Annotated in this window: 24 protein-coding genes; 2 read left to right on the top strand and 22 right to left on the bottom strand. The window is 59.4% G+C overall.

Going from position 1 to position 26252, the window contains the following annotated elements:
- Window positions 1–379: 379 nt before the first annotated feature.
- The 3 genes from AQ981_RS18895 to AQ981_RS18885 all read right to left on the bottom strand — a co-directional run bounded on the left by AQ981_RS18895 (window position 380) and on the right by AQ981_RS18885 (window position 2150).
- Window positions 380–568: a YpfN family protein gene (locus tag AQ981_RS18895; RefSeq protein ID WP_058913305.1), complete on the bottom strand. Its 189-nt coding sequence runs from the start codon at window positions 566–568 to the stop codon at window positions 380–382.
- A 71-nt stretch (window positions 569–639) separates the two neighbouring features.
- On the bottom strand, window positions 640–1767 hold the full coding sequence (dapE, locus tag AQ981_RS18890; RefSeq protein ID WP_058913304.1) for a succinyl-diaminopimelate desuccinylase: 1128 nt from the start codon (window positions 1765–1767) through the stop codon (window positions 640–642).
- A 2-nt stretch (window positions 1768–1769) separates the two neighbouring features.
- The gene (locus AQ981_RS18885; RefSeq protein WP_058913303.1) at window positions 1770–2150 is read right to left on the bottom strand and encodes an ArsC family reductase; all 381 of its coding nucleotides are present in this window, start codon (window positions 2148–2150) and stop codon (window positions 1770–1772) included.
- 837 nt (window positions 2151–2987) lie between these two features.
- Here AQ981_RS18885 and ypfM point away from each other — a divergent pair.
- Complete coding sequence (gene ypfM / locus AQ981_RS27355) at window positions 2988–3047, top strand: protein YpfM (protein WP_121500695.1); 60 nt, start codon at window positions 2988–2990, stop codon at window positions 3045–3047.
- 204 nt (window positions 3048–3251) lie between these two features.
- On the opposite strand, the gene acrD is transcribed toward ypfM, so the two are convergent.
- The 3 genes from acrD to narQ form a co-directional block, all read right to left on the bottom strand.
- On the bottom strand, window positions 3252–6368 hold the full coding sequence (gene acrD / locus AQ981_RS18880; protein WP_058913302.1) for a multidrug efflux RND transporter permease AcrD: 3117 nt from the start codon (window positions 6366–6368) through the stop codon (window positions 3252–3254).
- A gap of 573 nt (window positions 6369–6941) precedes the next feature.
- Entirely contained in the window at window positions 6942–7586 is a 645-nt protein-coding gene (gene narP, locus AQ981_RS18875; RefSeq protein WP_058913301.1) for a nitrate/nitrite response regulator protein NarP, read from the bottom strand.
- 44 nt (window positions 7587–7630) lie between these two features.
- A complete protein-coding gene (gene narQ, locus AQ981_RS18870) occupies window positions 7631–9316 on the bottom strand; it encodes a nitrate/nitrite two-component system sensor histidine kinase NarQ (protein ID WP_058913300.1) in 1686 nt (561 codons plus the stop codon).
- Between the two features lie 338 nt (window positions 9317–9654).
- Here narQ and aegA point away from each other — a divergent pair, with 338 nt between their 5' ends.
- Complete coding sequence (gene aegA, locus AQ981_RS18865; RefSeq protein ID WP_058913314.1) at window positions 9655–11649, top strand: formate-dependent uric acid utilization protein AegA; 1995 nt, start codon at window positions 9655–9657, stop codon at window positions 11647–11649.
- A 206-nt stretch (window positions 11650–11855) separates the two neighbouring features.
- Here aegA and eutR read toward each other — a convergent pair whose 3' ends face one another.
- The 16 genes from eutR to eutP all read right to left on the bottom strand — a co-directional run bounded on the left by eutR (window position 11856) and on the right by eutP (window position 26249).
- Window positions 11856–12911: an HTH-type transcriptional regulator EutR gene (eutR, locus tag AQ981_RS18860; protein WP_058913299.1), complete on the bottom strand. Its 1056-nt coding sequence runs from the start codon at window positions 12909–12911 to the stop codon at window positions 11856–11858.
- A gap of 60 nt (window positions 12912–12971) precedes the next feature.
- Window positions 12972–13451, bottom strand: coding sequence for an ethanolamine utilization microcompartment protein EutK (eutK, locus tag AQ981_RS18855; RefSeq protein ID WP_058913298.1), 480 nt, complete (start codon window positions 13449–13451; stop codon window positions 12972–12974).
- Window positions 13452–13462: 11 nt separating this feature from the next.
- Entirely contained in the window at window positions 13463–14122 is a 660-nt protein-coding gene (eutL, locus tag AQ981_RS18850; protein WP_058913297.1) for an ethanolamine utilization microcompartment protein EutL, read from the bottom strand.
- A gap of 15 nt (window positions 14123–14137) precedes the next feature.
- On the bottom strand, window positions 14138–15022 hold the full coding sequence (gene eutC / locus AQ981_RS18845; RefSeq protein WP_058913296.1) for an ethanolamine ammonia-lyase subunit EutC: 885 nt from the start codon (window positions 15020–15022) through the stop codon (window positions 14138–14140).
- A 16-nt stretch (window positions 15023–15038) separates the two neighbouring features.
- Window positions 15039–16400, bottom strand: coding sequence for an ethanolamine ammonia-lyase subunit EutB (locus AQ981_RS18840; protein ID WP_058913295.1), 1362 nt, complete (start codon window positions 16398–16400; stop codon window positions 15039–15041).
- Window positions 16401–16411: 11 nt separating this feature from the next.
- Window positions 16412–17815, bottom strand: a complete 1404-nt coding sequence (gene eutA, locus AQ981_RS18835; protein ID WP_058913294.1) for an ethanolamine ammonia-lyase reactivating factor EutA — start codon at window positions 17813–17815, stop codon at window positions 16412–16414.
- The gene (gene eutH, locus AQ981_RS18830) at window positions 17812–19059 is read right to left on the bottom strand and encodes an ethanolamine utilization protein EutH (protein ID WP_058913293.1); all 1248 of its coding nucleotides are present in this window, start codon (window positions 19057–19059) and stop codon (window positions 17812–17814) included. The genes eutA and eutH overlap by 4 nt, the downstream gene beginning before the upstream one ends.
- A gap of 40 nt (window positions 19060–19099) precedes the next feature.
- Window positions 19100–20284, bottom strand: a complete 1185-nt coding sequence (locus tag AQ981_RS18825; RefSeq protein ID WP_058913292.1) for an iron-containing alcohol dehydrogenase — start codon at window positions 20282–20284, stop codon at window positions 19100–19102.
- Complete coding sequence (gene eutJ, locus AQ981_RS18820) at window positions 20274–21113, bottom strand: ethanolamine utilization protein EutJ (RefSeq protein WP_058913291.1); 840 nt, start codon at window positions 21111–21113, stop codon at window positions 20274–20276. Before eutJ ends, AQ981_RS18825 begins: the two co-directional genes overlap by 11 nt.
- Before the next feature lie 10 nt (window positions 21114–21123).
- The gene (locus tag AQ981_RS18815; protein ID WP_058913290.1) at window positions 21124–22536 is read right to left on the bottom strand and encodes an aldehyde dehydrogenase family protein; all 1413 of its coding nucleotides are present in this window, start codon (window positions 22534–22536) and stop codon (window positions 21124–21126) included.
- A gap of 10 nt (window positions 22537–22546) precedes the next feature.
- Entirely contained in the window at window positions 22547–22834 is a 288-nt protein-coding gene (gene eutN / locus AQ981_RS18810; protein ID WP_058913289.1) for an ethanolamine utilization microcompartment protein EutN, read from the bottom strand.
- Between the two features lie 93 nt (window positions 22835–22927).
- Window positions 22928–23221: an ethanolamine utilization microcompartment protein EutM gene (gene eutM / locus AQ981_RS18805; protein ID WP_058913288.1), complete on the bottom strand. Its 294-nt coding sequence runs from the start codon at window positions 23219–23221 to the stop codon at window positions 22928–22930.
- Window positions 23222–23233: 12 nt separating this feature from the next.
- Window positions 23234–24280 carry a phosphate acetyltransferase gene (locus AQ981_RS18800; protein ID WP_058913287.1) on the bottom strand — a complete coding sequence of 349 codons (1047 nt, stop codon included), beginning with the start codon at window positions 24278–24280 and terminating at the stop codon, window positions 23234–23236.
- Window positions 24270–25094 (bottom strand): ethanolamine utilization cob(I)yrinic acid a,c-diamide adenosyltransferase EutT, encoded by an 825-nt coding sequence (gene eutT, locus AQ981_RS18795; RefSeq protein WP_058913286.1) that lies wholly within the window; start codon window positions 25092–25094, stop codon window positions 24270–24272. The genes AQ981_RS18800 and eutT overlap by 11 nt, the downstream gene beginning before the upstream one ends.
- Window positions 25095–25105: 11 nt before the next feature.
- Window positions 25106–25792, bottom strand: a complete 687-nt coding sequence (gene eutQ / locus AQ981_RS18790) for an ethanolamine utilization acetate kinase EutQ (protein ID WP_058913285.1) — start codon at window positions 25790–25792, stop codon at window positions 25106–25108.
- Window positions 25767–26249: a EutP/PduV family microcompartment system protein gene (gene eutP / locus AQ981_RS18785; protein WP_058913284.1), complete on the bottom strand. Its 483-nt coding sequence runs from the start codon at window positions 26247–26249 to the stop codon at window positions 25767–25769. The genes eutQ and eutP overlap by 26 nt, the downstream gene beginning before the upstream one ends.
- Between the last annotated feature and the right edge of the window lie 3 nt (window positions 26250–26252).

The raw sequence follows: 26252 nt of genomic DNA, 5'->3' as shown, positions 1-26252 counted from the left end.
GGGGTGTTGAGTCCGGCTTAAAATCGCCGGCTATTTTTGTGGATGGCCGGGGCAGGCCGGAGGGAACCGGCCTGAGGGTAAGCCGGCACAGGGATGTGCCGTCTTACCCGACCCGAAGCCAGACGCGAAAATTGACGGGTACCGCGCAGCGGCGATTTTACTGCCGGGAGCCCGGAGTGGAGAGGGGGCGGCGGCGAGCCCCCTCTCCCCGTTCACCTGGCGACAAAAGCAAAATAAGGCGCTGACTTACGGTGAACGGAATTCCTGCCCAGGCAAAAAATAACCACAGCGAACAGAACCTCCTGACCAGGCAAATAATAACCACAGCGAACAGAATTCTTTGCCGCAGACTAAAAGTAAACAAGCGACACCTGCCCCCCTACTTCTTCTTCGGCCAGTCGTCGTCCTCATCCCACTTATCATTAAAATCCCGATGAGGAGGAAGATCCGGCTTATTATTCAAATACTTCTTCGGATCAATGCGGCTCAGATCCTTAATCACATTGATAAAGATCCCCAACAGGATCACCAGTACCAGTACCCACCAGTATTTTGAAAGCCAGTCCATGCCCGGTTCCTCTCGTTGATCGCACCATGCCTGGCAGCCGCAAAAGCGCTGCCCGGCGGTTTTTCATACCGTCAGGCGACAAGTTGCTCCATCACCCGCTGGTACATGCGAGCCAATAACTGCAGATCGGCGGCGTTAACACACTCATTAATCTTGTGAATCGTGGCATTGACCGGCCCCAGTTCAACCACCTGGGCCCCCATCTGCGCAATAAATCGCCCGTCGGACGTCCCCCCGGTGGTCAGCAGTTGCGGCTTAATTTCATTATAGTGCTCAATCGCATTGACCACCGCGTCAACCAGCCTGCCGCGCGGTGTCAGGAACGGCTGGCCAGAGAGCCACCACTCCAGCGTGTAGCGCAACTGATGTTTCTCCAGCAGCGCAATCACCTGCTGTTTGATCATCTCATCCGTCAACTCGGTGCTGAAACGGAAATTAAACTGCACGAACAGCTCGCCGGGAATGACATTATTGCTGCCGGTACCGGCCTGAATATTGGCGATTTGCATACTGGTCGGCGGGAAAAAGGCATTTCCCCGATCCCATTCGATACCTACCAGTTCATTGAGCATCGGCGCCGCCCGGTGCACCGGGTTGTCCGCGAGGTGCGGATAGGCCACGTGGCCCTGCACGCCGTGAATGGTGAGATTACAGGTCAGGGAACCGCGTCGGCCGTTTTTCACGACATCGCCCACGACCTCAGTACTTGACGGTTCCCCCACCAGGCAATAGTCGAGGCGTTCGCGGCGCGCCATCAGCGCTTCCACCACTTTTACCGTGCCATCGTGGGCGCTGGCCTCTTCATCCGACGTAATCAAAAATGCCAGACGACCGCGATGGTTGGGATGCTGCGCGACAAAGCGCTCGGCGGCGACAATCATTGCCGCCAGTGAACCTTTCATATCGGCGGCGCCGCGACCAAACAACATTCCGTCGCGAATGGTAGGGTCGAACGGCGGGTTGATCCAACGCCCGGCATCGCCGGGAGGCACCACATCGGTATGCCCGGCAAAGGCCAGGGTCTCCCCTGCCCCGCGCCACGCCCAGAAGTTTTGGGTATCGCCAAAATTCATCTGCTCAACGGTAAAACCAATGGCACGCAAACGCTCAATTAATAGCGCCTGACATCCGGCGTCATCCGGGCTGAGAGAAGGGCGACGAATAAGCTGCTGAGTCAGCTCAATGACCGGGCAAGACATAACTAAACCTCGCTAAAAAACGACTGATAACTGGCTTCGCTGAAACCCAGTAGTCCGGGCTTGCCAGATACGCAGAGCAACGGGCGTTTGATTATCGCCGGCATCTCTTTCATTAACGCCGCGGCGCTGGCGGCGTCAGTAATCGCGGCGCGCCGGGACTCGTCCAGTTTACGCCAGGTCGTGCCGCGAGTATTGAGTAACGCTTCCCACCCCAACTCACTGATAAAAGACGTCAACAGCGCGTCGTCCAGCCCATCGCTACGGTAATCATGAAAGTGATAGTCGATTTGCTGCTGCTCCAGCCAGCGGCGGGCCTTCTTAATGGTGTCACAATTTTTAATGCCGTACATCACAACGGCGGGATTCGGCTGTTTATCAGTCATAGCGCAAAACTACCTTGTCATTGTATTCAGTGACAGACGGGGTACATCTGGCAGGTGGAAAGGGTGATAATGCCAGTAAAATGGGTCGCAAATCCAGAAGGTTATGGTATCCGCCTGGCAACTCAGCGGCGAGGAGAAATCGCGGCGGACTGGGGTGTGCGACAGTTTTGCTGGCGCCGGACCGATTAGGCGATGTGTAGTGCGATTGTTCAAAAAAAACGAATAATTTGTCAGCCGTTCAGCAGTTTTTTTCTTCATCAATTACACTGATGTTATGAATCAGAGCTAAATATTACCTTTTGATTACTTTCCGGGCAGTAAACTTGAATATCCTGGTCATTCAGGCAAGTATTCCCGGCGTGATGTGGTAACAAAAAATGCACACGGCAGATAAATCTCAACAACCCGGCGATTTTTCCGAAAAGATTTACAAAGGTATTTTTAATAAATAAGAATCTGCTGATGATATTAATGTATGACAATTTTAATCACGCTATTTGCCGCACCCACCTCGCCGCAGATGCCTGACATGCTGGAGTTATCTGATACCCGTACAATACGCCGGAAATCGCCCTGTCCGTGGCAGCGCGCGGGCAACACCATCCAAAGCGTCGCACAACAGCAAAAGAAAGGGAAAATATCCTAAATGGCGATCGGCTGGCGCTGAACATGTTGAATTATTGCTGTCTGTCACATTATATGTAACGCTGCTGGCGCATAGTTATTCCAACGAAGCCGGGTCGCCGTTCAGTAACAACAATTGTAGCAATTCGTAAAAGGCTATTTTCCGGGCGCCTGGGTTTTCGTATAATAGTAAAGAATAAGTAAGAGGCTGTTATGATTGAGCGTGAATTAGGAAACTGGAAGGATTTCATCGAAAATATGCTTCGTAAGTAATCTGACCAGATTTGAAGCAGTGTGATTGCCCTCACCAGGGGCTAAGAAATCTCCAACAAAAAAGGCGACCCTGACCGGTCGCCTTTTTTGTTCGGTATTGATGACAAACATTCCGGATGCGCAGATTGTTCCGGTAAACCACAGCACTGGCACATTTTTTAACCCGGCCCGGGAGCGCGCTTCCGGGTCGGGTCCGTTATCAGCTTAATCCTCGTGATGTTCGCGCTGCGGGAAGCGGCGCCGCACCAGCACAAAAAACAGCGGCACGAAAAAGATAGCCAGCACCGTGGCGGAAATCATCCCCCCCATCACCCCGGTGCCCACGGCGTGCTGACTGCTGGAACCCGCTCCGCTGCTGGTAGCCATGGGCAACACGCCGAAGATAAAGGCCAGCGATGTCATCAGAATCGGCCGCAGACGCTGACGGCAGGCGTTGAGCGTCGCCGCCAGCAAATCCTGACCGCGGGCGTTGAGATCATTGGCAAATTCGACGATCAAAATGGCGTTTTTCGCCGCCAGGCCAATCACCGTCAGCAGGCCCACCTGGAAATAGACGTCATTTTCCAGGCCGCGCATCCAGGTCGCCAGCAGCGCGCCGATAACTCCCAGCGGCACCACCAGCATGACCGAGAATGGCACCGACCAGCTCTCATACAGCGCAGCCAGACACAGGAAGACCACCAGCAGTGAAATCGCGTACAGCGCCGGCGCCTGAGCCCCGGACAGCCGCTCCTGATAAGACATTCCCGTCCACTCGAGACCGAAGTTCCCCGGCAGTTGACGCACCAGGTTTTCCATAATATCCATTGCCGTCCCGGTACTGACTCCCGGGGCTGCTTCGCCGACAATCTCCAGCGCCGAATAGCCGTTGTAGCGTTCCAGACGCGGGGAGCCGCTCTCCCAGCGTGAGGTCGCGAAAGCAGAGAATGGCACCATACTGCCGCTGCTGTTACGCACATACCAGAGGTTGATATCATCCGGCAACATGCGGTAGCGGGCCGCGGACTGCACATACACTTTCTTGACGCGGCCGCGATCCATAAAGTCATTGATATAGCTGGAGCCCCAGGCGGTTTGCAGCGTGTTGTTGATATCATCAATCGAGACGCCCAGCGCCTGGGCTTTGCGCTGATCGATATCAATTTGCAACTGTGGGCTGTCGTCCAGGCCGTTGTGGCGTACGCGAGTCAACTCAGGCTGCTTACCGGCGAGTTCCAGTAACTGATCGCGGGCCGCCATCAGCGCGTTATGCCCGGCGCCGGCGTGATCCTGCAATTCCATATCAAAACCGGCGGCGCTGCCCAGACCGTTAATGGCGGCCGGGCTGTTGGCGGTCACCCGCGCTTCCTTAATATCGCGAAAGGCTTTAGTCGCCCGCTCGATGATCGCAAAAGACGAACCGGTTTTCGGGTCGCGTTCACTCCAGTCCTTCAGGCGCACAAACATACGCGCCACGTTCTGACCATTTCCCCCCGGGCCGGAGCCGACGGTGGCAAACACCGATACAATGTTGTCCTTTTCCTGCGTATGGAAGTAGTTCTCAATCTTTTCCACCACCTGCAGAGTCTGCTGCTGGGTGGAACCGCTGGGCAATTGCACCGACGTCAGAAACATCCCTTTATCTTCCTGCGGCAGGAATGAGGTAGGAAGACGCAGAAACAGGAATACCATCCCCCCCAGCAACAGCACATAGATCAGCATCCAGCGCACGCTACGGTGCAATATTTTCGCCACGCCGCGCTCATAGCGTTCCGTGTTGCGGTTAAACATGCGGTTAAACCAGCCGAAGAAACCTTTGCGACCATGATGCTCACCCTTTTTCAGGGGCTTAAGCATGGTGGCGCACAGCGCGGGGGTCAAAATCATCGCCACTAGTACCGAAAGCACCATCGCTGAAACAATGGTTATCGAGAACTGTCGGTAAATCGCCCCGGTGGTGCCGCCAAAAAAGGCCATTGGCACGAACACCGCTGAGAGCACCATCGCAATACCGACCAGCGCTCCCTGAATTTGTCCCATTGATTTACGGGTGGCTTTTTTCGGCGACAGCCCCTCCTCGCTCATAATACGTTCGACGTTTTCCACCACCACGATGGCGTCATCCACCAGCAGGCCGATCGCCAGCACCATGGCGAACATGGTCAGGGTGTTAATGCTATAACCGAAGGTATACAGCACCGCAAAGGTACCGAGCAGCACCACCGGAACGGCAATGGTCGGGATCAGCGTCGCGCGGAAGTTTTGCAGGAACAGGTACATCACCAGAAAGACCAGCAGCACCGCTTCGAACAGGGTTTTGACCACGTCCTGAATCGACGCCTTCACGAAGGAGGTGGTCTCATAGGCCACCTTGTATTCCAGTCCCTGGGGGAAATAGGCGGAAAGCTCATCCAGCCTGTCGAGCACCAGCTTCGCCGTAGCCATTTCATTGGCACCGGAGGCCAGTTTGACCCCCAGGCCGGAAGCGGGGTTACCGTTATAGCGGCTCAGGTAATCATAGTTCTCCGCCCCCATTTCGACTTCCGCCACATCGCCGAGGGTCACCAGCGAACCATCCTTATTTACCCGCAGCGTAATAGCCCGGAACTGGGCCGGCGTCTGTAGCATCGACTGGGCGTTAATGGTGGCGTTCAACGCCTGGCGATCCACCGCCGGCGTTCCCCCCAGTTGACCCACCGCTATCTGGTTATTCTGGGACTGGATGGCGTTAACCACATCCTGGGTAGTGAGCTGGTAGCTGTTCAGTTTGGTGGGATCGAGCCAGATACGCATCGAATACTGAGAGCCATAGGCATCAATATCACCGACGCCGTTAACCCGGCTCAGCGGATCCTGAATATTACTGGCAACGTAGTCGGAGATATCCTGCTTATCCATGCTGCCGTCGGTGGATACAAAGGCGATGGTCAGAATGTTGGTATCGCCGGTTTTTCTGACCGTTACCCCCTGGCTTTGTACCGACTGCGGCAGTTTACGCATCGCGCTCTGCAGCTGGTTCTGCACCTGCTGCACGGCTTCGTCGGGGTCAGTACCGGCGGCGAATGTCAGGGAAACGGTGGCCCGACCGGTATTACTGCTCTGGGAAGACATATACATCAGATTATCGAGACCGGTCATGTTCTGCTCGATAACCTGGGTGACGGTGTTTTCCAGCGTTTGCGCTGAAGCCCCCGGATAGTTTGCCGAAATACGCACGTTGGGCGGCGCGAGATCGGGGTATTGTTCTACCGGCAGAGACGTTATCGCCATGGCGCCGGTCAGACACAGGATGATGGCTATCACCCAGGCAAAAATTGGGCGATCGATAAAAAAGTTAGCCATACCTCAGGAACCTCACAGAATACGTGGAGTGCATCCCACCTGGACTATTGCGCCTGCAGTAGCGAACCAGAACACGACTCACAAAAATGCGCCCCTGCGCGCCACGAGGGCACGTAAAAGATAAGCAAAAGCGAGTAAATCCGGATGCACTGCGTGTACATGCCGGCGGCTACGCGCTGTCGATGTTCAAACTGCCTGCGTCAATAATGCCCACGGGAATAAACGCTACGGATTATTATTATTAACAGCCGCAATCACTTTAGCGGTAAGCGCCGGGATAAACGTGGAGAAATTGAGGAGATATTGTAAATAACATTCTGGTTATTTATGTCTTCCTCCAGTTTCTTCAGGTTACCGAATATAACCCGCTCGCGTCCGGTTTTTACAGCCTTTGCCGCTATCGGGAACCCGCCGACTGCCGCCGGACACCACGCCATTATCCTACTGCTGTTTTACAGGACCAGAGACCACCGCCGCGGATTGACCGAATCAGCACAGATTTACCCTGCCCGGACAAGCTGCCGGGCCTGCGCGTGGTTATCCCCTCATAAAAAAGGGGGCATTGCCGGTCAGTCAGATACCCCGGTTTTCCAGAAACAGCACCGTCGCCGCCACCCGGGAGCGCACATTGAGCTTGCGCAGTAAGTTACGAATATGGACTTTGACCGTCTCTTCCGAAATATGCAGCGTGGCGGCGATCTGTTTGTTAGACAGTCCGCGCGCCACTTCCTGAAGCACATCCAGTTCCCGTTCGGTCAGCATACGAAAGGGATCCTGCTCGCCGCTCTCATTATGGCGGTTTTTTAGATACTGGCGCACCTGCTCGCTGAAGGCTTCGCCGCCGTCGGCCCCTTCGCGAATCGCCTCCAGCAGCGCATCCGGATCGCTGTCCTTAAGCAGATAGCCATCCGCGCCGGCGTCCACCAGGGCATAAATATCACTGCGCGCGTCGGAAACCGTCAGGATAATCACCCGCGCGCTGACGCCGTCGCGACGCAGAGCGCGCAGGGTATCCAGACCGCTGAGGCCTTTCATATTCAGATCTAACAGAATCAGATCCGGCGAGAGACGGGAAGCCAGCGCGATAGCCTCGCTGCCGCTGCTGGCTTCCCCGACGATATTAAATGCATCGTCAATATCCAGAAGCTGTCGAATTCCCCGGCGCATCAGCGGGTGATCGTCGACGATGAGTACGTCATAGTGCGCTTTGTGTGACATTGCTGACTCCAGTCTTATCATTTTTTTGTATTGCGCCTGTACGGCTACAGTACGCCGGTGCTGGCAGGCAATGTCACCAACACCCGGGTACCTCCCTGGGACCGGCGGGATATTTCCAGCGTTCCCCCCAGCCTTGCCGCTCGTTCCTGCATAATATTCAGTCCGTAATGCCCCTGAGGCTCCTCAAGACTTTCAATGCCACGGCCATTATCGCAGATTTCCACCGTATCGCCGTCGATCGGATTTGCCTGGCAGCGTACCGAGATCTCGGTAGCATCAGCGTGTTTAATGGCATTTAACACCGCTTCGCGAATGATTTGCAGCAAATGAACCTGGCGCGGCGCGTCGAGCGCCTGGCTCGGCAGGCGACAATCAACGGAAATCGTCGCGCTGGTCTGTTCGCGCAGCGGCGCCATCATCTCCTGCAGCGCGGCGGGCAAATCCGCCTGCTGCAGCGTCAATCGGAACGTCGCTAACAGCTCCCTCAGTTGACGATAGGCGTCATTCAGCGCCTGGGTAAAATCATGAATAATCTGCTGCGCGCTGTGGTTTTCCTCCGGCACGGCGCGCCGCAGCAGCGCCAGTTGGATACGCAGATAAGAAAGCACCTGCGCCAGCGAATCGTGCAGCTCGCGGGCGATCGTCGCGCGCTCTTCCATTAACAGTAGTTGCTGGTAGTGTTTTTGCGCCTGATTAAAATAGACCCCGCGTCCCAGCATATTGGCCACGCTCTGCATCAACTGCGGCGAGGGCCGTTTTTTCTGGCTCTGCCAGCGCAGTTTCCCGAGAACCGCCTCCTGGGTGGTAATGGGCACACTCTGCCACTCCGTCCCCTCGACCACAGCCCCTTCCGCCAGTTGCCAGTTATCGCCAATCTGCATTTCCAGGTAATCCATGGCCTCCGACTGGTGAATAATCTGCAGAATCTGCCGGAAACAGTGCTGATCGATAGTGCCGACATTCAGGGCCTGGGAACAGTGGTACAGCACTTCTATCGTTCGCTTGGTCTCCTGCAGGCTCAGGGTTTTCTGATGAACTTTTTCCTCCAGCGAGCGATAAAGCTTTTCCAGTTCATCGGTCATGCGCATAAAGGTTTGCCCGAGCAGCCCCAGTTCGTTGGGCAGTGAAGTGTCCAGAGGAACGTGGGAAAACTGCCCTTGTTCGATCGATTCACTGGCGGCTACCAGTTGATTCAATGGGTTAACCACCTGATGACGAATACGTCGCAGAGTGAAAAACACCAGGGTGAAAATCGCCATAAAGCCGAGCACGGATATCACGACCACCAGCATCATCTTGCGCTCCGCATGGTGCTGGATAGCCAACACGAAGAGATCGATTTGCTCAACGTAATCGGTAATATTTTGCTGATACCACGCCAGATCTCCGGCCTGGAGACGTGCGTCCATCTGCCGCCAGTTATTATGTAGCGCCGTATAGCGTTCGCGGACGTCACCGGGCACCCAGCGGCTGTCGAGCATGCGCAGGACCGGCGAATCAAGGGTGCGGGCGTACTGCTGGCGGTGCAGTTGCAGATCGGAGTGGTTGCCCTGCAAATCGTACCCCAGTCGGTAACTTTGCATCCGCAGGGAGCCGGACATATTGACCGCCTCCGCGTCCCGCAGGCTGCTGGCCAGCATCAGGAGCGCCACGCCGGTCGTCAGCAGAGAAAGCAGGACGATATAAAAAAATGCCCGGGCCAGGCTTGTTGATACGGGACGTTTAACCATGACAACCCATCAATTCCATTGAGCCATTGCGCGCAACGTAACAGAAATGCTCCGGTGCGGGAATCACTACGCGCTGGTTTTACGAAATGGCTTCCAGAACCTTCCCTGGCTGAAACGTTTCTTTAATTAACAGGCAACTTGCGCTTAACGCCGGCAACTCTGAAACCGGGTTTCAAAAAAATAACCAATCATTGACTTGCCACAGGTTTCATACAAATTCTCCTGCGACCTGGGCAATTGGACATTGCCAGATTCAGGGACTGTCGGGTAATAAAATATCCTTATAAAAATTAAGTTCCCCCTGACCTGAAACAGGCAAGAGAAGAACGACAATGACGATGAATAGATTTGTAATTGCCAATGCGCAGCAATGTCTGGGCTGCCACGCCTGTGAAGTAGCCTGTGTGATGTCCCATAATGATGAGCAACATGTCCTGACCGCGGAACGTTTTTTACCACGCATTCGGGTCATAAAAGCCCATAACCGGCGCAATGCCGTCACCTGCCGCCACTGTGAAGATGCCCCCTGCCTGAAGAGCTGCCCGAATGGCGCCATTGCGCGCGATAGCGAGAGCATTCAGGTCGATCAGCAGCGCTGTATCGGCTGTAAGAGCTGTGAAGTCGCCTGCCCGTTCGGCGCTATGCAGGTCGTCACCCGGCCGGTCGGTCACGGCCAGGTGAAAGCCAGCGCCCTGAAATGCGATTTATGCGCCGGGCGCGCTGCGGGACCGGCCTGTGTGGAAAACTGCCCCAGTGGCGCGCTGCGGCTGATCTCGCAAAAATCCCTTACCGATCTGGCGCAGGCGCGTCGGCTGCGGGCGGCGACCCAGGAGATACAACCGTGGCACGGTAGCGCGCAGTCATATCAGCAGGGGCAGACCGTAACGGTGGATCTGCGCAAAGTGCGCCAGATGGCGGCGGTGGGCCCGCGTCTGGATCCGGACAAAATCGCCCTCGCCGCCCGTAAGCGCGGCTTTGACGAGCTATATCTGACCTTTACCCCGCCGCAGGCGGCTTCTCAGAGTGAACGTTGCCTGAAGTGCGGCGAGCACAGTATTTGCGAGTGGAACTGCCCTCTCCATAACCACATCCCCCAGTGGATTGAACTGGTAAAACAGGGAAAGGTGATGGAAGCGGTAGAAATTTCGCACCAGACCAACTGCCTGCCGGAGATTACCGGCCGGGTCTGCCCGCAGGATCGGCTGTGCGAAGGCGGTTGCACCCTGCGCGACGAGTCCGGCGCGGTGACCATCGGTAATATCGAGCGTTTTATTTCCGAGCAGGCGCTGGCCAGCGGCTGGCGCCCGGATTTGTCGGCAGTCGCGCCAGTCGACCGCCATGTCGCCATCATCGGCGCCGGGCCTGCGGGGCTTGCCTGCGCCGATATTCTGGCGCGCAACGGCGTGCGGACGACGGTTTACGATCGCCATCCGGAAATCGGCGGTCTCCTGACCTTCGGCATCCCGGCGTTCAAACTCGACAAATCTCTGCTGGCGCGCCGCCGGGAGATTTTCAGCGCGATGGGCATTGAGTTTCGTCTCAATTGCGAAATCGGTCGCGATATTCCCCTCGGGCAGTTGCTTGATGAGCATGATGCGGTATTTATCGGCGTCGGCACTTACCGTTCCATGAAAGCGGGACTGCCCAATGAAGAGGCTCCCGGGGTCTATGACGCCCTGCCATTTCTGATCGCCAATACCAAACGGCTGATGGGGTTGCCGGAACGGGATGACGAACCTTATATCGATATGGCCGGCAAGCACGTAGTGGTACTCGGGGGCGGCGACACGGCGATGGACTGCGTGCGTACCTCGCTGCGCCACGGCGCCGAGCGGGTGACCTGCGCCTACCGGCGCGACGAGGCGAATATGCCGGGCTCGAAAAAAGAGGTCAAAAATGCCCGCGAAGAGGGCGCCGGGTTCGAATTCAATGTTCAGCCGCTGAATATTGAGCTGGATGACGCCGGCAAGGTGTGCGGTATCCGCATGCTGCGCACCCGTATGGGAGAACCGGATGCCGAAGGCCGCCGCCGCCCGGTCCCGGTAGAAGGATCGGAATTCATCATGCCGGCGGATGCCGTGGTGATGGCATTTGGCTTCCATCCGCACGCCATGCCATGGCTGGAAGAACACGGCGTGACGCTGGACGACTGGGGGCGAATTAAAGCCAGTGTGGAAAGCCAGGTGCGCTACCAGACCTCTAACCCGAAGATTTTCGCCGGCGGCGACGCGGTGCGCGGCGCCGATCTGGTGGTCACCGCCATGGCGGAAGGTCGCCATGCGGCGCACGGTATTCTGCACTATCTGCAGGTGCCGCGTCAGTGGCTTAACTGACGCCGCCAGTTGGGGCGACAGAGCTGGCGGGATTGATGACAGCCTCAGCTCAATTGCCGATATAGCCAGATGGAGAGTCAATACAGTGATTTTCAACTGATAATCATAAAGGAGGAAAAAACACGCTTTTTCCTCCTTTATCAGCAACCTGAGCCGCGCCGCAGCGCGGCCTGGTTATCCGCAGCGCAAAGAGTTTACCCCCAGCCCTATCCGACCATTCTCAGCCGCCCGCTCAGCGTTGCCGACGGTTTTTCATTAAACAGGCGCTGGTAGTCGGTAGCGAACTGCCCGAGGTGCCAGAACCCCCACTGTAGCGCGGCATCTTTCACGGTATGGAACGGCGACCACGGGCTTATCAACTCGCGCCGCACCGCGTTCAGGCGGATCCGCTTGAGCCACATATTGGGACCAATCCCCAGCAGCGTATGAAAAGCGTTCTGCAAGGTACGGCGGCTGACGTGTAACTCGCGGCACAAATCCAGCACCGTCACCGGCTCCGACATCTGCTCCAGTACCCGCTCTCTGGCCCGGGAGACCAGCCGCCGATAGCTGTGCAAATGGGCGCTTTCCGGCGACATCACCGGATGGGCGTTTTCCAACAGTTCGCTCATCGCCACCAGCAGATTATGACTCAACACTTTGCGCACATTGGTCTGCTGCAGACTGTCCGGCTGATTGCTGAAGGTCGCCAGCGCCTGATGCACAAATTGCCACAGCGCCTCCTTTTTCGCCGCCGGCACGTCCAGCGCCGGGTAGCATTCGAGCAACAACCGCAGCCGCTCCGGGCGGTGAAACACTCCGGCGTGTTCGAATAACGTCTCATCGGAGATAACCACCCCGAGAATGGTGTAATCATCCGGGGTGCTCAATTCAAACTCATGGCCGCCGGGCCGGGTGGCTATCTCTTCGCGGCCCAGCTCCTGGGCGCCGATATAGCCCCTCGGCGCGCTGCGCACCGCCGGTACGCCAAACCACCAGGCGTTCGGCCACACCATACAGGACTGGCGCAGCGCCAGGCTGGTGTATTCGCGGAAAACCTGAATCTCATCCAGCAGAATTTCCGTCAGTTCGCCGCGAAATTCCCCCGGTTGTAGCTGATCGTAGAGCTGCTGCCAGGCGGTAATGGTACAGGCGTGTTCATAAACATCCCGGGTTTGCCGCTGGTGAACGTTTTCATCCTCCGCCAGCGGCGACAGCCGGACATCTTCAGGCAACGTTTCACGATAAAGATGGTGCAGATTTGCAGCAATTTTCTTTCTCATGATCCCATCCCCGCAGGAGAGCGCGGCCTTATCTCTCCGGGCCGCGCGCCCCGCGCCAGACTATGTTTTTTTCCGGCGATACCGACTGCCGCGTTTTTGTACTTTCCCCTGCTGCCAGAGCTGTTCCAGGCGAATACGCGCCTGCTCAAGAGGCCAGCCGAAGCTGGCGGAGACTTCGCCGCTGGTCATCCCCTGGCGCTGAGCGCCAAGAGCCTCCAGCAGCGGCGCGTCATCAAAGGTAGCCGGCGCCGCGCCGTCAGACCTGGGACGAAATCCATCGACCAGGCGTTCGGTATCCGGGTCCGGACGGCCAATCTCTTTGCGGCTAATCACCGTTCCGCTGCGCGAGGCCGCGGCGGCCCCGGCATCCAGCGCCGCCCGGCAGGCGGCGAGATCCCCCTCCACCACCAGCGTCACCTTGCCAGGATCCAGCACCTGGTGGCTCAGCAGGCGCACGCTGGCGGCTTTCAGCATCGCATCGGCGGCATCAATGCCGGCCGCCATACCCGAGACTTCCAGTAACCCAAGCGCATTGATCACGGTTCCCTCCGTCAGGCTTTCTGTATCGGACAGCGAGCCACATCCAGCACCGCGTCGGCAAACGCGTTACAGGCAGCTTTACAGGCGGCCTGGCTGCCGGTCATAAACGCCGCGGAATAGTTGGTTTCCGACGGCGGCGGCACATAAGTGACCAGTTGCACATCGGCGGCTTTCAGAGCGGCGTCGATACCGAAAGTCGCCTCCAGCGGCGGCGCCACCAGATAAGCCAGCGGATCGCCGAGCTGAATTCCGGACATTGCCGACAGATACGAGCCGGTGCGCGACACCAGGTGAGCCAGAAACGCGCTGTCCTGCGCATCGCTGGCCCACTGAAAAGCCGGCCCCTGTTCAATGGTGGCGACCATCGCGTCGAGACCGGCGCGCACTTCCGCCGGGTTCGGCCCGCCGAGCATAATCAACACCTCGCCGGAGGTCGGCGACGGGCTGTGGGCCGCGCCGGCATACAGCGAACGGCCATACACCACTTCTACCAGCGCCTGTTTGGTCGCTTCATCCGCCGCAATGTAGGTTACGTCATCCGAATCCGCAGTAATGAGTCCCAGACTACGAATATGCTTCGCAAGCTTCAGCTCTCTGGCAAAACCCTCGCTGACCGAGGCGATCACGCGCATGGCTTTTACCGAAGGGGTAATCAAATCTAATGCTGCCATGATAAAAAACTCCGTTTAACGAGTCAGATTAATACCGGATGCCTTTCGGGACAGCATGCGCTGCGCCAGGTCGACAATCACCGCCGCCGCTTCGACCGGTGGAGTGCCGCCGCGGTGGATATTGGAAATACAGGTGCGATCCGCCTCCACGGTATTCGCCACCGTGGGCGAGTATACGGCATAGCAGGAGAGGCTCTCCGACTGCCCCAGGCCAGGGCGCTCCCCTACCAGCAGGACAACCACTTTCGCCCCCAGCAGTTCGCCAATCTGGTCTTCGATCTTCACCCGGCCATAGCGTACGAAAAACGGCGTGCCGACTTTCAGCCCCGCCTGCTCCAGCCCGGCCAGCAGCGGCGGCAGAATCTCCTCATAGTTGGCGGTCACCGCATCGGTGGACAGGCCGTCGGAAATCACCACCTGAACATCCGGATTGGCCACGCAGTGAGACTTCAGGGTATCGATGGCCTGCTGGCTGAGGCGCCGCCCCATATCCGGACGGGTCAGGTAGAGGTTTTTATCGCTGATTTCCGACTGAACCTCGATCAACCCCTGCTGTTGGACCCACTCCGCCGGCACCTCTTTGAGTACCGTATCTTTCGATCGCGAATGATCGGCCAGAAAACGCAACAGCGCCTGAGTGCGCGGTCGCGGACCGGCACGCCCGGTACACACCCGCGCCGCGGTGCTGTTGCGCAGTTCGCTTAATACTTCGCTGCGGTGCGGATGCTGCACTCCAATCCACGCTTTCGCCTGCGCGGAGCCAAGATCCACAGCGCAACTTTCAGCATCGCTCGCCGACGCCGCCGCCGGGGGGGTTCCAGGCGCCGCGGGCGCGGTTTCCTCCTGCCCGATACTGGCCAGCACGCTGCGTACAATCTCTTCAATCTGTTTTTGATCCATGGTAGGTTCCCCGTAATCAGAAGAATATGGATGGGTCGCCGGCGCGCGCGGTCAGGCGGCCATTCACCATCAACCCCATCCGCTCCAGCCAGAGTTCGAATTCCGGCGACGGACGCAGATTCAGCAACTGGCGCACAGTGGCGGTGTCGTGGAAAGCGGTGGTCTGGTAATTAAGCATGATGTCGTCCCCCAGCGGCATCCCCATGATGTAGTTACACCCGGCGGTGGCCAGCAGGATCATCAGGTTTTCATTGAGGTTCTGGTCGGCGTCGGCGTGGTTGGTATAGCAACAGTCACAGCCCATCGAAATACCGCTCAGTTTGCCCATAAAGTGATCTTCCAGCCCGGCGCGAATGATCTGCCTGTCGTTGTACAGATATTCCGGGCCGATAAATCCCACCACGGTATTGACCAGGAAAGGATCGTAGTGGCGGGCAAGACCATAGTTGCGCGCCTCCATGGTGACCTGATCGGCGCCAAAATTAGCCCCGGCGGACAGCGCCGACCCCTGACCGGTTTCAAAGTAGAGGCAGTTTTCGCCGGCGATACGGTTGTATTCCGCCCCCACCGCCCGGGCCTCATCGAGCATTGCCAGCTCGACGCCGAACTCTTTCAGCCCTTTTTCGCTGCCGCAGATACTCTGGAAGATCAGCCCGCCGGGCGCGCCGCGCTTGATCGCCTCAATTTGTGTGGTGACGTGGGACAGCACGCAGCCCTGAGTAGGGATCGAAAACTTGTCGATAACCTCATAGATGGTATCCAGCACCCGGCTAAGGTTTTCCACATCATCAGTCACCGGATTGACGCCTATCACCGCATCGCCGACGCCGAACGACAGCCCCTCATAGATTTGCGCGGCAATGCTCTTCACGTCATCCCGGGTGTCGTTAGGCTGCAGGCGGGCGCTGAAGGTACCGGGCAGGCCAATGGTAGTATTGGCTTTCTTCACCACCGGCATCTTTTTCGCGCCGTAGATCAGATCGGCGTTAGAACTGATTTTCGCGACCGCCGCCACCACTTCCGAACTCAGCCCTTTGCGAATAAACGCGATATCGTCCTGCGAGGTCTCATCGCTGAGCAGGTGTTCGCGCAGCTCGCCGATAGTCCAGTGCTGCACCCGCTGATAGGCGGTTTCGTTGATGTCATCCTGGATAATGCGCGTCACGCAGTCCTCTTCATAGGGCACTACCGGGTTGTTGCGTACATCCGCGACGGTCATCTCCGAGAGGACCTGTTTCGCCGCCACCCGCTGCTGTGAACTTTCCGCCGCCACCCCGGCCAGAATGTCGCCGGAACGCAGCTCATTCGCTTTAGCCAGAACCTCCTTTACATCCCTGAACTGCCAGACATTGCCAAACAACGTAGTTTTCAGTTTCATAAAACGTTCCCTCAGGAAGGAAATGCGAGTGATTTAATGGTGACCGGCACCACAGCGCCGCCAAACAGCGGCGCGCCGATATCAATAAAATCGCCGGGGCGGGTATGTACCTCGTCAATCACAGCAAGCTGGCGCCCGGCCAGTTGCGGACGCAGCAGCATGCCCAGCGCTTTGCCAAAATCCTGGCGGGCGACCACCAGCAGCGGCTGCGCCGTCGGCCAGCGGCGATGAAATTCGCCCAGCGCCTGTATCGCCAGTTGTACCGAGTGATATGTCACCGGCAGCGTATCCGGTAGCGCCAGCGCGTAACTGTCCGTGGCGGCCAGGAGATCCATCTGCTCAATCGCCTGCTCCCAGCGCGCTACCAGCCGGTCTTCGCCGCCGGCAAACACCACCGGGATATTGCGCAATGGCAGCGTGACGCTATCCAGCCAGATAGTGCTGCCGGACAGGGACAGGGTATGGGCGCCGGCGCCGATCACCGTGGCGCGCACTGTCTGGGCCGGCGCGCGCAGCGGCAGCGCCTGCCATTGCCGATGGCGGCGCAGCGCCCGGGCCAGCAGCGGACCGAGATCGCCGAAGCAAAACGGCTGCTCCGGCGGCTGGCGCCAGCATTCGCCGACGCCGCCGGAAAGCGTGATCAGGTCGGGCTGTCGCCCCGGCGGCAGGGGGCGGGTCATCATGAGCTGTTGCCCCAGCGGGCTGAGCTGGCCGGTTACCCCTTCAAGAATCAGCGTCGCCATGCGATCCGCCACCTGTTCAAGGCGGGCGGCGTCGAGCTGACGGGGATCGCAACCGGCGCCGAACAGCGTATCGACGATTAACTGGCCGGGCGCATGGGCGCGCAGCACCCGCCCCTGAGCATCGGTTTCCAGCAAGCGGCCGCCGACGTTAATGCAGGCGGTTCCGCTCACCTGGCCGGCGTCAAACACCACATAGTTGGCGGTCCCGCCGCCGATATCGATATTCATCACCCGGCATAGCTGCTGCTGCGACAGGGTCTGCGCCCCGGCGCCGTATCCGGCAATCACCGACTCCAGATGCGGCCCGGCGCTGGCCACCACGAAATCCCCCAGTTGCTGAGCCAGCGCCAGAATAGTCGGCCGGGCATTACGGGTTTTTGCGCTCTCGCCGGTGATGATGATGGCGCCGGAGTCTATCTGTTGTGGCGCAATGCCGGCGGCCTGATACTGTTGCAGAATCAGATCCAGCAGATCCGCTTCGCGCAGGGCGCCGGCGAAATCCACTGGCGTAAAGCACACCGGGCTCTGCCAGATGATCTCGCGCTTCACGAACTCATAGCGCGGTACCTGGGAAACCGCGGCGCGGTTGACCAGCGCCAGGCGCGAGAAAATCACCTGGGTGGTGGTGGTGCCGATATCAATGCCGACGCTCAGCAGTTCATGGAGTTTCACGACGGGAGCTCCGACGCGGCGTCGTGAACGCGCTGCTCAGGCGCTTCTTTCGGCACCAGCATCATGGCGACGCCGATGGCGGTGATCCCCCCCACCAGCTTGCCGACAATCATCGGGAAGATCATCGGCGACATATTGGCGGCGGCGAAACCCAGATGGTCACCAAGAGCGAAAGCGGCGGAGACGGCAAAGGCGCAGTTAATCACTTTGCCCCGGGCGTCCATGTGTTTCATCATGCCGAACATCGGAATGTTGTTGGCCAGTGTCGCCACCATCCCCCCTGCCGCCATGTTGTTGACTTTCAGCAGGCTGCCGACGCGCATCAGCGGCTTTTCAAACCAGCGGGTGAGCAGCAGCACCATCGGGTAGGCGCCGAGCAGCACACAGGAGATAGAGCCGATCACTTCAATGGCGCGCATCACCTGGCCCGGGGTATCCCCTTCGCTCATAAAGATCGGATCCAGCCCGGGGATCAGCGTCCAGCCTACCAGGAATTTCACTACCGCCGCCGCCAGCCCGATAGTGATGATGGCCACCAGAATTTTGGCGAAAATCTGGAAGCCGTTAATCATCTTTTCCGGAATGAACTTCAGGCCCAGCGCCACCAGTATCGCGACAATTAAGACCGGAATCATGTTCATCAGGATCATCGCCAGGGTGAAAGTGACCGGCTGGCCGTTAACCTCGACGCCGGAGTACATCGCTACCAGCCCGCCGGCGATACAGCCAATGGGAATAGTAACGATACCGGCCAGTACCCCCAGCGCCAGATAGCGGCGGTCAGAAGGTTCGATAATGCCCAGCGCCACCGGGATCGAAAAGACAATCGTCGGCCCCATCATCGCGCCGAGGATCAGGCCGGAATAGAGCCAGGCGGCGATGTCCCCGCCCGCCAGCTCTTTGGCAAGGAAGAAGCCGCCCATATCGCAGGCCAACAGAGTACCGGCAAACATCGCCGGGTTAGCGCCGAGCATTTCATACAGTGGGATCACCACCGGCCCCAGCAGGAAAGCCAGCACCGGCGCCAGAGCCGTCATCCCGACCATCGCCAGCCCCAGCGCTCCCATGGCCATAAAACCTTCTTCAAACTGGCCGCCGGAGCCATCAATGCTCTTACCTAGCTTACCGAGGCCGATTTTACCGAGGATCAGTTCCGAGCCGCCAAACTGGGCGAATATGCGGTCAACGGCGGCAATCAGCATAAATATCATCATGATGTACATGATAATGTCGTTAATTCCCATAGCCTGTTCTCCTTGCGCCGTGAGGCGTTTATCTTCCCGTTCAGGAGGCCTGATACAGCGCGATAATCCGGGCTTCCGTTACAGTGCGTGGATTAGTGGTAATGCAGACATCATTCAGGGCATCCCGGGCAAACCCGGCAAAGTCGGCTTCCCTGGCGCCGATCGCGCTGAGATCGCCCTCCAGCTCGACTTCCGCAATCAGCTGTTCGACGGCGGCAATCGCCGCCAGAGCGTCGCCGTGGCGCTGAGTCAGGGCCAGACCGATGCGCGCATAGGTCTCCTGACAGGCCAGGCGGTTATAATTCATCACCGCCGGCAGCATGATGGCGTTGGCCATCCCGTGGGGGATGCGATAGGCGGCGCCAATCTGGTGCGCCGTGGCGTGGCACAGCCCCAGCCCGGCGCTGGAAAACGCCATTCCGGCCATTCCCGAGGCCAGCAGCATGGCTTCCCGGGCCGCCAGGTTGTCGCCGCAGCCGACCGCCAGACGCAGGGATTCGCCTATCATGCGTACCGCCTGTAGCGCAAGGCACTGCGTCAGCGGCGTGCCGTGGCGCGCTACGCTGGCTTCAATGGCATGGGTCAGCGCATCGATGCCGGTCATCGCCGTCACCGCCGCCGGCACTCCCAGCGTCAACAGCGGATCGAGAATCGCCGCATCCGGCATCAGCGTCGCATGCGCCAGCACCCGCTTATGATGAGTGGCGGCGTCGATGATTACCGTCACGCTGGTACTTTCGGATCCGCTACCGGCGGTGGTGGGAATAGCGGTCAACGGCAGACGCGGCCGCAGCGCGCTGGCGGCGTTCAGTTGCGCCAGATCGAGCCCCGGGTTGGTCGCCAGTACCGCCACCGCTTTGGCGGCGTCGAGGACCGAACCGCCCCCCAGCGCCACAATGCCGTCGCACTGTCGTTCATGCAGCCGGGCGACAGCCGCCGCCACATCGGTATCGCAGGGTTCTCCCGCCGGACACGGCCAGATTTCGCGGGCAATCACGTAGCGGTTAAGGCTGCGCGCCAGCGCATCGGCAGCGCCGGAATGCCAGACGACGCTATCCACCATCACCAGCACATGTTTCTGGCCGCGCTGGCGCAGTAACTCGCCGCAGCGCGCGCTGGCCCCGGCGCCGCTGAGTATCACCGGCGGCACAGCAAAGGTGGTCACCCGCCCGGCGTTCATCTGGTCCAGCGCCAGATACAGCGCCTGTTGAAGATCAGCGTGCATAACAGCCCTCCGTCGCGCGAATGCCGCTGTCGGCAATGGCCAGCGGCGTCATAAAGATGGCGTGTTCCGGCAGATGGACCGTCAGTCCCGGAAAACGCTGGCGGAACAGTTCGATAACCCCGGGCTGCATACAGGATCCGCCGGCCAGCCACAGGTCGTTCACCGGATAGGCAGCAATATGGCGGGCGACAATATCGGCCATTTTTTCGTACACCGGACGCACGACCGGCCAGATAGCCTGCCCTTCATGGCGCTTGAGTTGCTCGGCCTCTTCAATAGCAATGCCGCGGTTACCGGCCAGGGTCAGGGAGATGTGGTGGCCGCCGGTGGCTTCGTCGCCGGAGTAAATCACCGCTCCCTGCCGCACCACGGCAATACCGGTAGTGCCACCGCCGATGTCCACTACCGCGGCGCCGTCAAGGGCGAGCATACCGGCGACCGCCGAAGGCTCATCCAGCACCCGGCTCACTTCCAGCCCCGCCGACTCCAGCACATTGATGGAAATGCGCGCGTCAGTGCCGGGCGGAAACGAAGTCGCGGCATGGGTGAACCGGCGTCCGAGCTGTTTTTCGAGGGTGTCCAGATGGCGGCGCACAATGGTCACCGCCCCGAAAAAGTCCCAGACAATGCCATCGCGCACCACATCGGCCCAGTCCAGGCACACCGCCAGCGGCTGGCACTGGCTATCGACCACCACCGACACCACATCGCAGGTGCCGAGATCGATCCCCAGCCACAGCGCTTCATCGCTGTTTTCCGGCATTCGGTTACACAACTGAGCCGCCCGGGAAAGGCGCGGCGCCAGCCACTGTCGTTCGCTACGCTCCATGCCCTCTCCCCTAAACGATGCGCAAGCCGTCCACCAGAACGCAGCGGCGCAGGCGTACAAAAGTGCGCGCCGAAGTCACCCCCTCGCCGGTCGGCGTAGTGATGGTCATCGAGGTCCACCCTTCTCCTCCCAACCCCAGTCCTGCAATACACGGGCCATTTTTGACAAAAATGCTGGTATCGATGGCGTTGGCCATCTGGTTCATGTTGTCAATATTGCGCGAGTGCATCGCCGCGGTATGGTGGCGACCGCCTTCCAGCTTCACCGCCAGAGCAATCGCCTCATCGACATTACTGACGCGGATCACCGGCAGCACCGGCATCATCATTTCCGTAACGGCAAACGGGTGGTGGGCCGGGGTTTCCGCCAGCAGTAAGCGGGTGGCGTCCGGCACCTGCAGGCCAACGGCGGCGGCGATTTTCGCTGCGTCGCGCCCCACCCAGTCGCGGCTCACCTGACCATTGCCGTTGTTATCAATGTTTTTCAGCAGCAGTGGCTGCAACCGCTGTACGGCGGCGGTATCCAGCATCACCGCCCCGTGGCGCGCCATCTCCGCCAGCAGCGCGTCGGCGACGCTATCCACCACGATCAAAACTTTTTCGTCGGCACAGATAATATTGTTATCGAAGGAGGCGCCCTGGACGATGGCCCGCGCCGCCCGCGCCAGATCGGCGCTCTCATCCACTACCACCGGCGGGTTGCCGGAACCGGCGGCGATCAGCCGTTTATCGGTGTGTTTGCGCGCCGCTTCCACTACCGCTTCACCGCCGGTCACCACCAACAGCCCGATGCCCGGGTACTTAAACAGCCGCTGCGCGGTTTCAATATCCGGATTCGCCACCGTGACCAGCAGATTCGCCGGTCCGCCGGCCTCGCTAATGGCGTCGTTAAGCAGCGCGATGGTGCGCTGCGAGACATTTTTCGCCGCCGGATGAGGGGCAAACACCACGCTGTTGCCCGCCGCGATCATGCTGATGGCGTTGTTGATCACCGTCGCCGCCGGATTGGTGGAGGGGGTCACCGACGCCACCACGCCCCAGGGCGCGTTTTCAATCAGCGTCAGTCCGTTATCGCCGGTCAGCACCTGGGGCGACAGGCACTCCACGCCAGGAGTGCCCCGGGCCTGCGACAGGTTTTTGGCGTACTTGTCCTCCACCCGCCCCATACCGGTTTCCGCTACCGCCATTTCCGCCAGTTCCCGGGCGTACTGCTCGCCGGCGCGACGGATGGCCGCCACCACCGTGCGACGCATCGCGACGGTTTTGAGCTGCTTTTGCGCCAGCGTCGCCGCGCTGACCGCTTCATCGAGACTGGCAAAAACGCCGCTGCTCAGCGGCGCGCAGGGAACAGGTTGCGCCTTGCCGGCGTCCTGCATCCCGGTCAGCACCGCCCTGACGACCCGTTCAATCGCTTGTTGATCCATTTCATCTGTCCTATTTATGGAAGATCACCTGATTGCCGATAACCGCCTCATCCACAATACCGATGACGCAAAGATCCACCGGCGAATGTTCCCCGCCGTGCGCCCGTCGGGCGGAACTGCCGCTAACCACCAGAACCCATTCGCCATTACCGGCGCCGATACTGTCGGTCGCCACCGCGCATTCGCCGCCGGGCTGACCGTGTCGGTCAAGAATCTCCACGATCAGCAGCCTGTCGTGTTCCAGCCCGCCGTGACGAACGGTACACACAATCTGTCCGGTAACGACTGCCAGCTTCATCTTTACCTCCGCGCACTGTTCAGGTAACACGCTTCCCGGCGCCGTCGCAGCGGGAAAGCGACGTGACGTCACCGCCTGACGTCACGGCGTTGATCAGATACTGCCGCTGTCGCCTTTCAGGCTGATGGGGAATACCTCTTCCAGATCGCCATGAGGACGGGGGATGACATGTACCGACACCAGCTCGCCAATGCGCTGCGCCGCTGCCGCGCCGGCATCGGTGGCGGCTTTGCAGGCGGCCACATCGCCGCGCACCATGGCGGTAACCAGCCCGCCGCCGATCTGTTTGACGCCGACCAGCTTGACTCTGGCCGCCTTGACCATCGCGTCGGAGGCTTCGATTAATGCAACCAGGCCCCTGGTTTCGATCATTCCTAATGCTTCCATGGTTGTTTCCTCTTAACTTAGGATCCCCTGTGGGACCGGTGATGACACAGTTTGCGTAGTCCGGGGCGCGGCCCCGGCGTTTTCAGCCTGACACTGGCTTTGCGCCACCAGCGTCAGCTCAAAAATGTCCCGGGCGCTACAGCCCCGGGAAAGATCGTGCAGCGGCGCGTTGAGCCCCTGAATCAGCGGCCCGAGCGCCCGATATCCGCCGAGGCGCTGGGCGATTTTGTAGCCAATATTGCCCGCCTCCAGCGAGGGAAAAATCAACACATTGGCGCGCCCTTCAAGAACGCTGTCCGGCGCTTTCTGGCGCGCCACGCCGGGCACCGTGGCGGCGTCAAACTGCAATTCGCCGTCCACGCACAGCCACGGCGCGCGCTGGCGGACGATTTCTGTCGCCTGTTGTACATGCGCCACGCAAGGGTGGCGGGCGCTACCGCGACTGGAGAAAGAGAGCATCGCCACCCGCGCCTCTTCGCCGGTAATCGCCTGCCAGGTCGCGGCGCTGCTGATGGCGATATCCGCCAGCTGCGCCGCCGTCGGCTGGGGCACCACGCTGCAATCGGCGAATCCCAGCGGCTCGCCGTCGCCCTGCGGGAGCATTAAAAACAGTGAAGAAAGGGTTTTTACCCCCGCCTGCAGGCCGATCGCTTTCAGCCCGGCGCGCAGTACATCCGCCGTGGAAGAGAGATTGCCGGCGATACACAAATCCGCCCTGCCGGCCTCAAGCAGCGCCGCCGCGAACCACAGCGGCTGGCTCAGCGCCTGACAGGGATCGGATGGCGCTTTATCCCCGAGGCGCGCCGTTAACCGCCCGGCGAACTGCGCCAGATCCGCGTCATTCGCCTGCGGATCGACCACCGTAAGACCATTCAGGCTGATGTTATGCATCAGCGCGAAGTGGCGCAGGGCAAAGGGATTGGCTACCAACAGCGGATGGGCCAGCTTCTGCTGATACAGTTCCCGGGCCGCTTCCAGTACCCGCACATCCAGCGCATCCGGGAACACCACCCGGCGCGGCGCGCGTAACGCCGCATCGCGACAGCGTTTAAGCAGCATGAGATTCCTCCTGCAGGCGCTGTTTCAGCGCGGCTATCTGCGCCCAGCCGGCGGTAAGGCAGAGAATCATGGCCACATATACCGCGCTGGAAAGCCGGTTCAGCGCCTGTAACAGATCCGGACGCGCCACGTGAAAGGCGCCGTCGATAAACGTCTGCGCGGCCTGGATTTCCGTTTCGCGAATACGGGCGCGCAACAGGTTAAGCTGCGCCACCTCCCGGCCGTGGACGGCTTCCGGCACCAGATGGTCGTGCCCCAGCCAGCGCAGCGGCTGATGGGACAAACGGTGAATATCGGCCTCATCCAGACCGGCAATGTGCTGGGGCGCCAGTGTTTCTTCCAGCGCGTCGGCGCGCATGATATTGCCAAGCAGCGAACGGATATCGCTCAGCCAGACCAGCACCTCGCCGTGCATTTCGGTCTGTAGCCACACGGTCAGCGCGATACTGCTGTCCAGCGCCGCCCGAAACGCCAGACGCGGATCGTTTTTCGCCACCATCACCCCGGCATTGAGATGGGTAAGGGTATCGGGCTTTTGACTGACCGCCTGGCGACACAGTTCGCAGCAGGCGACGCGACGCGTTGCCTCGCTGGTCAGGCCGTGAACCGCTGCGCGCACCGCCTCTCCGTCCTCACCCGGGCGCTCTATAAATAGCCGCCCCTGCGCATCCTGAAATTTCACCCGCAGACGGCGCGCCTCCAGCAATTCCCGGGCCGACGGCGTCAGGCGGCAATCTGCCGGAAGATGGATTTCGCTGCCTTCGCTCAGGCTGTGATGCGCCCTGAGCCAGGCCTCAGTAACAAATTCGCCCATCGCGCGGCCCCTCAGCAGGACTGCCAGTTTGCCGGCCAGGCGACATACAGAAAACGCACCTTGTCCGGGGTGCCGAATTCAATGGCCGATCCTTTGGGAATAAACATCACGTCGCCGGCTCTGGCGATCAGCGTCTCCCCCTGATGGCGCACGTGCAGCTCCCCTTCCAGCACCATGTCGATTTCGTCATAGTTCAGAGTCCAGGGGAAAAATGCGTTTTCCCACTGCATAAATCCCGCCGCCATGCTGCTGCCGTCGTCGACGCCCACCAGATCGGTGAGCCCCACACAGTGCGGCCCGGCGCCGTCAAAGCGACCAAAGGTGACGGAACTGCCGTCAATCACTTTGATACCGCCTTTGCCGGTATGGGATTTAAAATCGCCGCTGGCGGCAACGCCTGCGCGCGCCTGCTGTTCCCTGAGAACCTTTTCCATCAGTTGCGCCATCAGGCTTTCGGTAAAACTGCCTTCCGGCAACTGGGCGATAATGGTTTCCCGGATGCGCTGGCGTACTTCCTGAGGCGATGACGGCGCCGGCGCTACCGACGCCTCCTGCTGTTCACAGATTTCCAGCCCGAGCAGTTCCGCCACTTCACGGGCTTCCGGGGTGATAATGCAGTTTTTCAGCACCAGCGCGAGACGCGTCTCTCCTCTGGCGTGCGCCTCACGAATATCATTGGCGGTAATTAATGTTTTCATCTGCTGACTCCTCCTTATCGCTCTGCCTCAGCAGAAAATCGGCCAGTGGCTGTATGCTTGCTCTGTTCCGGCAATCGAGTTCAAAAATGGGCTGGTGAAAACCGGCCTGCCGGAGAAGCTGACGCACCGCTGCCGGGCTGGCGTCAGGTAAATCAATTTTGCTGATTGCGGCGATGCGCCGCTGATGCGGCCAGATATCCAGCAGCCCCGCCGGGATCCGGCACTGCAAATCATTCGCCGCCTGTAAATAAATCACCAGGTCTGCCTGCTGGAGCGTATTAATTAATGCGTGGTACAGCCGGGGATGGCTTAAATATTCCCCGGGGGTGTCGATATCGCCGCCGTCGCTAAATTCTACCGCCTGCGTTTTACGCGCCAGATGGTAATTTCCCTGCAGGGCATTAAATAAGGTCGTTTTCCCCGACCCCGGCACGCCGATAAATATCGCCCGCATGATTTA

The organism is Entomohabitans teleogrylli (assembly GCF_001484765.1).
GTDB classification, from domain to species: domain Bacteria; phylum Pseudomonadota; class Gammaproteobacteria; order Enterobacterales; family Enterobacteriaceae; genus Entomohabitans; species Entomohabitans teleogrylli.
Note: the sequence above shows the minus strand (reverse complement) of the source record. Positions and strands in the feature narration are given on the sequence as shown.

Coding starts and splice junctions, on each gene's coding strand:
- AQ981_RS18800 (WP_058913287.1), bottom strand. CDS start 24,280: ATGCTGCTTAAACGCTGTCGCGATGCGGCGTTACGCGCGCCGCGCCGG.
- AQ981_RS18815 (WP_058913290.1), bottom strand. CDS start 22,536: ATGGATCAACAAGCGATTGAACGGGTCGTCAGGGCGGTGCTGACCGGG.
- AQ981_RS18895 (WP_058913305.1), bottom strand. CDS start 568: ATGGACTGGCTTTCAAAATACTGGTGGGTACTGGTACTGGTGATCCTG.
- eutN (WP_058913289.1), bottom strand. CDS start 22,834: ATGAAGCTGGCAGTCGTTACCGGACAGATTGTGTGTACCGTTCGTCAC.
- aegA (WP_058913314.1), top strand. CDS start 9,655: ATGAATAGATTTGTAATTGCCAATGCGCAGCAATGTCTGGGCTGCCAC.
- narP (WP_058913301.1), bottom strand. CDS start 7,586: ATGTCACACAAAGCGCACTATGACGTACTCATCGTCGACGATCACCCG.
- eutM (WP_058913288.1), bottom strand. CDS start 23,221: ATGGAAGCATTAGGAATGATCGAAACCAGGGGCCTGGTTGCATTAATC.
- eutJ (WP_058913291.1), bottom strand. CDS start 21,113: ATGGAGCGTAGCGAACGACAGTGGCTGGCGCCGCGCCTTTCCCGGGCG.
- AQ981_RS18825 (WP_058913292.1), bottom strand. CDS start 20,284: ATGCACGCTGATCTTCAACAGGCGCTGTATCTGGCGCTGGACCAGATG.
- dapE (WP_058913304.1), bottom strand. CDS start 1,767: ATGTCTTGCCCGGTCATTGAGCTGACTCAGCAGCTTATTCGTCGCCCT.
- AQ981_RS18885 (WP_058913303.1), bottom strand. CDS start 2,150: ATGACTGATAAACAGCCGAATCCCGCCGTTGTGATGTACGGCATTAAA.
- eutR (WP_058913299.1), bottom strand. CDS start 12,911: ATGAGAAAGAAAATTGCTGCAAATCTGCACCATCTTTATCGTGAAACG.
- acrD (WP_058913302.1), bottom strand. CDS start 6,368: ATGGCTAACTTTTTTATCGATCGCCCAATTTTTGCCTGGGTGATAGCC.
- AQ981_RS18840 (WP_058913295.1), bottom strand. CDS start 16,400: ATGAAACTGAAAACTACGTTGTTTGGCAATGTCTGGCAGTTCAGGGAT.
- eutL (WP_058913297.1), bottom strand. CDS start 14,122: ATGGCAGCATTAGATTTGATTACCCCTTCGGTAAAAGCCATGCGCGTG.
- eutQ (WP_058913285.1), bottom strand. CDS start 25,792: ATGAAAACATTAATTACCGCCAATGATATTCGTGAGGCGCACGCCAGA.
- narQ (WP_058913300.1), bottom strand. CDS start 9,316: ATGGTTAAACGTCCCGTATCAACAAGCCTGGCCCGGGCATTTTTTTAT.
- eutT (WP_058913286.1), bottom strand. CDS start 25,094: ATGGGCGAATTTGTTACTGAGGCCTGGCTCAGGGCGCATCACAGCCTG.
- eutC (WP_058913296.1), bottom strand. CDS start 15,022: ATGGATCAAAAACAGATTGAAGAGATTGTACGCAGCGTGCTGGCCAGT.
- eutH (WP_058913293.1), bottom strand. CDS start 19,059: ATGGGAATTAACGACATTATCATGTACATCATGATGATATTTATGCTG.